This window comes from Thioalkalivibrio sp. ALE14 (genome assembly GCF_000376845.1).
In the GTDB taxonomy this organism is placed as follows: Bacteria; Pseudomonadota; Gammaproteobacteria; order Ectothiorhodospirales; family Ectothiorhodospiraceae; genus Thioalkalivibrio.
The window spans coordinates 1-1723 of sequence record NZ_AQXY01000002.1; the positions used below are offsets into that span (position 1 = coordinate 1).

Sequence of the window (1723 nt, forward strand, 5' to 3'; positions counted from 1 at the left end):
AGGAGAACGATCATGTCCCAGGTAATTAACACGAACATTTTGTCGCTGAATGCCCAGCGCAATCTGAACAACTCCCAGGGTGCCCTGCAGACGTCGCTGGAGCGGCTGTCGACGGGTTTGCGGATCAACAGTGCGAAGGATGACGCCGCGGGTCTGGCGATTTCCGAGCGCTTTACCACGCAGATTCGCGGTCTGAACCAGGCGGTGCGCAATGCCAACGACGGCATCTCGTTCTCGCAGACGGCGGAGGGTGCGCTGGGGACGATCGGCGACGCCCTGCAGCGGGCGCGTGAGCTGGCGGTGCAGGCGGCGAACGATTCCAACTCGCCGTCGGACCGTCAGGCGCTAAACGACGAGGTACAGCAGCTGATTGCGGAAGTGGGCCGTGTGGCCAACGAGACCGAATTCAACGGCCAGCGCGTGCTGGACGGCAGTCTGGATGATCTGTTCTTCCAAGTGGGTGCGAACCAGGGCCAGATGATCGCAGTGAGTGGCGTAAACGCCCTCTCGTCCGAGCTGGGGGCGACCGAGCAGATGTCGAGTGGATCGCTTACTCAAACGCAGATCAACGACGGCATTCAGTTTGCGGCCAGTGGGGGGGATATCACCATCAACGTAGCCAGTGCCGCGACGGCGCAAATCACGGTCAATCTCGAGGGAGTGACTTCCCTTGAGGATGCGGTTCGCGAGATCAACACCGCCATCCAGAGTGCAGGTTCCGATGACCAGGAAGTCTCCGATGCGCGACTGACCGCGGCCCTCCGGGTCGATAATGACGGCAACACCGGGATTGTGATCAACGGGGCGTTCGACGCCGAATTCAATGTATCCGGTGGTGCCATCGAGGATTCAGACGGTAACGCGTTAACTCCCGCGGTGGAGTTGTTTGGCGGTGGATCGAGTACGCAGGTGAACCTGACGGAGGTGGGAGTCAGCACCCGCGAGGATGCCTTCCAGACGATTTCCACGATGGACGGAGCGCTGACGCAGGTCAGCAGTCTGCGTGCGGAGCTGGGTGCGGTGCAGGTGCGGTTCGAGAACACCATTGCCAACCTGGAGATCTCGTCGGAGAACCTGTCGGCGGCGCGTTCGCGGATTCAGGATGCGGATTTTGCGGCGGAGACGGCGGAGCTGACGCGGGCGCAGATCCTGCAGCAGGCAGGTACCTCGGTGCTCTCCCAGGCCAATGCCGTTCCGCAGAACGTGCTGGCCCTGCTGCAGTAAGCTCGATCACTCGGGCTTCTGGTTGAGGATGGATGGCGATGGGCCATCCATCCCTTCTTGAGAGGGCAGCGATATGAGTGATGGTATCGGCAATATCACCTCACCGTTGATTGCAGTGAACCCGCGCGGGGGCGAAGGGGCGAAGGCCCCTGGTCCTGGCGCGGGTCTTGTTCGTGGCGAGGGGCGGTCAGAGGCTGTCGCTCGTTCGGGCAACGTTTCGGAGTCTGCGGCGATTAGCTCTACCGGCCCGGTGATCGAGGCCATGGATATGGCGGAAGTCAACCAAGTGGTCGAGTCGATCAATTCCTATCTGCAATCGACCCGGCGTGCGCTGGAATTCAGCGTGGATGACAGTACGGGCCGTATGGTGATTACGGTGATGGACGGAGAGCGCGAGGAAGTGATTCGCCAGATCCCGCCGGAGGCGGTGCTGGCGCTGGTGGAGCAGTTCCAGAGCGAGCAGGAGCTGGGCGGAACGGGTCTGGTGGACAAGGCCTGA

At 61.7% G+C, this 1723-nt stretch carries 2 protein-coding genes; both read left to right on the forward strand.

Going from position 1 to position 1723, the window contains the following annotated elements; all coding sequences use genetic code 11:
* The first annotated feature begins 12 nt into the window (after positions 1 to 12).
* Positions 13 to 1224: a flagellin gene (locus F572_RS0100020; RefSeq protein WP_017940335.1), complete on the forward strand. Its 1212-nt coding sequence runs from the start codon at positions 13 to 15 to the stop codon at positions 1222 to 1224.
* Between the two features lie 232 nt (positions 1225 to 1456).
* Positions 1457 to 1723: a flagellar protein FlaG gene (locus tag F572_RS0100025; protein WP_255349329.1), complete on the forward strand. Its 267-nt coding sequence runs from the start codon at positions 1457 to 1459 to the stop codon at positions 1721 to 1723.